Consider the following 3,851-nt stretch of genomic DNA (forward strand, 5'->3'; position numbering starts at 1 on the left):
CGCCGAGCGACTCGCGCTGCGCTCGGCGCTCCACGCCCTGGCCGACGGCCCGACCGAACATCTGCGCGCACTGGCCATGCGGGAGCTGATCGATGGTCATCAACCGCGCTGGCCCCGCCCTCACCCGCGCAACCGCCTTCAAGCGCTGACGCCGGTGATCGCTGAAACCAGCACAGCCATGGCGCACGCCTTGGGCTTGGACCTTCGCGACGCCGCCGACTGGCAGGCCACCGTGCTGGGGCTGCTCGGGTTGCGCGTTTGCCCGTTGCCGGGTCGCAACAGCGGCCCGGCATCGCTGCGCCGCGCCCTGGTTCGGCTGCGCCGCCTGGCCCCGCTGGAGCGGCCTCGCCTGGTCCGCGCCTGGCACGATGCAAGCGCATCCCGGCTCGTCCACCCGGCCACCGCTGTCGTCACCGTCGAAGTGCTGCAACTGGCGTGCGTGCTGCTCGACACGCCGGCGCCCGAGACGCTGCCCGAAGGCGAGCCGGGGACGCACCCCAACGCAATCGCCTCGCTTCAGCTGCGCAGCTTGTAGCCGCTGGCGAGAAGCCGCAGCGCGATGGCGGCGATCACCGCGAAGCTCGAACCCACCACCGCCAGGCTCACCCACGGCGAAACGTCGCTGACGCCGAAGAAGCCGCGCCTGAAACCATCGATCATGTAGAAGAAGGGATTCAGGTGGCTCACCGCCTGCCAGAAGGGCGGCAGCGAGCCGACCGAATAGAACACGCCGGAGAGGAAGGTCATCGGCATCACGATGAAGTTCTGGAAGGCGGCGATCTGGTCGAATTTCTCGGCCCACAGGCCCGCAACCAGCCCGAGCGAGCCCATCAACGCCGCCCCGAGCAGCGCGAATGCCAGCGTCCACCCGGGCGCGACCATCCCGGGCGGCGCGAACCACACCGTCACCACAAGCACGCCGCAACCGACAACGAACCCCCGCACCACCGACGCGCCCACGTAGGCAGCAAACCAGGCCCAATGGCTGAGCGGAGTGACCAGCACGAACACCAGGTTGCCGGTCACCTTGCTCTGAATCAACGAAGAACTGCTGTTGGCGAAGGCGTTCTGCAGCACGCTCATCATCACCAGGCCAGGGATCAGGAAGCTGCTGTAGTCGACCTCGTCGAAGACCTTCACGTGGTCCTCGAGCACATGGCCGAAGATCAGCAGATACAGCACCGCCGTGAGCACCGGCGCGGCCACGGTCTGGAAGCTGACTTTCCAGAAGCGCAGGATTTCCTTGCGAAAGAGCGTGCCAGCGCCGTCGAGAACATGGCTCATGCGAGCGTCTCCGCAACGGCTTTCGGTGGCGGGCCGAGCATGATCTCCAGGAACACATCCTCGAGGTCGGCACGCCCGATCTCCAGGTCTTCGACCTTCACGTGCGCCATGCGCAACGCCGCCAGCAACGCCTCGACTTCGCCGGCATCGTGCGCGGTCAGCTGCACGACGCGGCCGGTGACGCGCGCCTGCGCGGCAAGCGCGGCCGGCAGCACCTGGTCGGTCTTGAAGCGCAGCATCGTGCTGGCCGTTCCCGCCAGCAGGTTGGCCGTGCGGTCGAGCGCGACCACGCGGCCGGCCTTGAGCATGGCGATGCGGCCGCACAGCGCCTCGGCTTCTTCCAGGTAATGCGTGGTCAGCAGCACCGTGTGGCCGGCGCGGTTGAGCCGCGCGATGAAGTGCCACAAGGTCTGGCGCAGTTCCACATCGACGCCGGCGGTCGGCTCGTCGAGCACGATCACCGGCGGGCGGTGCACCAGTGCCTGCGCCACCAGCACCCGGCGCTTCATGCCACCCGAAAGCTGTCGCATGTTGGCGTCGCCTTTATCGGCCAGACCCAGGTTGGCGAGCAGCTCGTCGATCCAGTCGTCGTTCTTCTTCACGCCGAAGTAGCCGCTCTGGATGCGCAGGGTCTCGCGCACGCTGAAGAAGGGGTCGAACACGAGCTCCTGCGGCACCACGCCGAGCGCCTTGCGTGCGGCGGCGTAATCGTCGACCACGTCGTGGCCGTGCACCCGCACGCGCCCCGCCGTGGCACGGCCGAGGCCGGCCAGGATGCTGATCAGCGTGGTCTTACCTGCGCCGTTAGGGCCGAGCAGGCCAAAGAATTCGCCCGCTTCGATATCGAAGCTCACGCCCTGCAGGGCTTGCAGATCGCCGCGCGCGCCGGGGTAGGTCTTGGAGACGGAGTCGAAGCGAACGGCGGGCATGAAGGTCTCGGGCTCGGGCGTCGGATTGTAGGGAGCGCTTGTTCTCGCGCGCGCTCGGCCGATGCTGCGGCTCGGTCGGCCGAATGCCCCCGCGCCGGGCTCGTTGTTGGCGCGCAGCGGCTCGGTAACATGGCCCGCGTCAACCTGGTTTCTCACCGTCTGCCTCAATGAACCGGAGCCACCATGCCTGAGCTGAAAGCCGCCTTCGACCAAGCCGTCGCCGACTCCAAGGCCTTGCCGGAAAAACCGGACAACATGACGCTGCTCAAGATCTACGCGCTCTACAAGCAGGCCACCGCCGGCGATGCAGACGGCGCACGCCCGGGCTTCGCCGACATGGTCGGGCGCGCCAAGTGGGATGCCTGGAACGAACAGAAGGGCAAGGACAAGGAGGGCGCGATGCAGGACTACATCGATCTGGTCGAGTCCTTGAAGGGCTGAGCCCTCAGGCTTTCTTCGAGGCCTTTTTGTGCATCTTGTCAGGCGCTTTGGCCGGCGGCTGCTTTTGCGCGACCGCCCTGCCGCGCGGCCCCTCGGCAGCCAGCAGCGTGTCGAGGTTTTTTTCGATCTCGGCCTCGATCTTCGGCTGAAAGGCACCGAGCAGCAGCCCGAGCTTCGCGTCGATGTCGAAGCCGTCCGCACTCACCCGCAGCGTGCCGGCCACGCCGCTGCGCGTGAAGTGAACGGTGTCTTCGCAGTCGCCCTTTTCCACCGTGCATTGCATCCCGAACTTCTGTTCGGCCTGCTCGGCCCATTGCCAAGCCACTTCGCGGGCCCGCTCCAGGCCGAGCCGGTGCTTGCGCTGCAGGGAAATGTCGGGCATCGCGGGTTTCTTTCTTGTCAAGACGGCGGCGCCGGATCGAGTGCGGCGAGTGTCGCGCGGCGCTCCTCCTTGGGCAAGGCGGCAAGGCGCTCGACCTCGGCGTAGAAGCGGGGGAAGTCGCGGCCCTCGGCTTCAAACAGCGCTTCGAAGGCGGGGACCAGCGCGTTGTAGGCGGCCTGCACGCCGAGGCTGGCGTTGTTGGCGTTGTCAAACCAGGCGTCGTAGCCGCGGTAGCCGTCCCACGGGCCGTCCTTGAGGCGCTGGTGTTCGGCGCGCATTTGCGCCATCACCTCGGCCTTGGCGCGGCGCTTGTCGGCGTCGCTGGCGTCGCTTTCGTAAACGGCCTCCAGCCGTTGGCGCGTGGCGAGTGCCAGCGCCTTGAAATCGCGGCGGCGGGCGTCGTAGCGCCGGTATTGCTCGCGCGCCGCCTCGTCGGCGTGCTGGTGCAGCCAGCGCGTCCCGCCGAGGCGTTCGACCGCCGTTGCGAAGCTTTCGTTGAACTCGGTGTCGTCCTTGGCATAGGCGACCTGATGCGCCAGTTCGTGAAAGATCAGCCGCGCCAGTTCGCCTTCGGGGTAGCGGATGAAAGTGCTGAGCAGTGGGTCGGCGAAGTAGTCGAAGGGCAGCTTGCCGAGGGTCGAGTACGCCGGTACGCCGTACACGCTGGCCTCCAGACCGGCGCCGCGCAACTCGCCCGCAAGTGCCACGGCGCCCTCGCGCTCGAAGTAGCCGCGATAACCGACGCAGCCGACCACCGGAAAGCACCAGGTCTTCAGCGCCAGCGACAGCTCGGGCGCTGCCACCACGTTCCACAC

The 3,851-nt window shown here is 67.5% G+C and carries 6 protein-coding genes; 2 read left to right on the top strand and 4 right to left on the bottom strand.

All coding sequences use genetic code 11. From position 1 onward, the window contains the following. A partial coding sequence (locus H0W38_RS18485) for a hypothetical protein (RefSeq protein ID WP_292456832.1) occupies positions 1-535 on the top strand: 535 nt, incomplete at its 5' end. On the opposite strand, the gene H0W38_RS18490 is transcribed toward H0W38_RS18485, so the two are convergent. Together H0W38_RS18490 and H0W38_RS18495 are read right to left on the bottom strand one after the other, a co-directional pair. Further along, the gene (locus H0W38_RS18490; RefSeq protein ID WP_292456835.1) at positions 517-1,284 is read right to left on the bottom strand and encodes an ABC transporter permease; all 768 of its coding nucleotides are present in this window, start codon (positions 1,282-1,284) and stop codon (positions 517-519) included. The two genes, H0W38_RS18485 and H0W38_RS18490, sit on opposite strands and share 19 nt — an antisense overlap. Further along, the gene (locus tag H0W38_RS18495; RefSeq protein ID WP_292456837.1) at positions 1,281-2,213 is read right to left on the bottom strand and encodes an ABC transporter ATP-binding protein; all 933 of its coding nucleotides are present in this window, start codon (positions 2,211-2,213) and stop codon (positions 1,281-1,283) included. Before H0W38_RS18495 ends, H0W38_RS18490 begins: the two co-directional genes overlap by 4 nt. Before the next feature lie 183 nt (positions 2,214-2,396). On the opposite strand from H0W38_RS18495, the gene H0W38_RS18500 reads away from it, so the two are divergent. Next, positions 2,397-2,654 (top strand): acyl-CoA-binding protein, encoded by a 258-nt coding sequence (locus H0W38_RS18500; protein ID WP_292456840.1) that lies wholly within the window; start codon positions 2,397-2,399, stop codon positions 2,652-2,654. Between the two features lie 4 nt (positions 2,655-2,658). Here the strand turns inward: H0W38_RS18500 and H0W38_RS18505 are convergent, their stop codons facing one another. Both H0W38_RS18505 and H0W38_RS18510 read right to left on the bottom strand, forming a co-directional pair. After that, positions 2,659-3,036 (bottom strand): polyhydroxyalkanoic acid system family protein, encoded by a 378-nt coding sequence (locus H0W38_RS18505; protein ID WP_292456842.1) that lies wholly within the window; start codon positions 3,034-3,036, stop codon positions 2,659-2,661. A gap of 17 nt (positions 3,037-3,053) precedes the next feature. Beyond that, the coding region (locus H0W38_RS18510; protein ID WP_292456844.1) for an aminopeptidase at positions 3,054-3,851 on the bottom strand (798 nt) is incomplete at its 5' end.

This window comes from Methylibium sp. (assembly GCF_013817365.1).
Lineage (GTDB): Bacteria > Pseudomonadota > Gammaproteobacteria > Burkholderiales > Burkholderiaceae_C > Methylibium.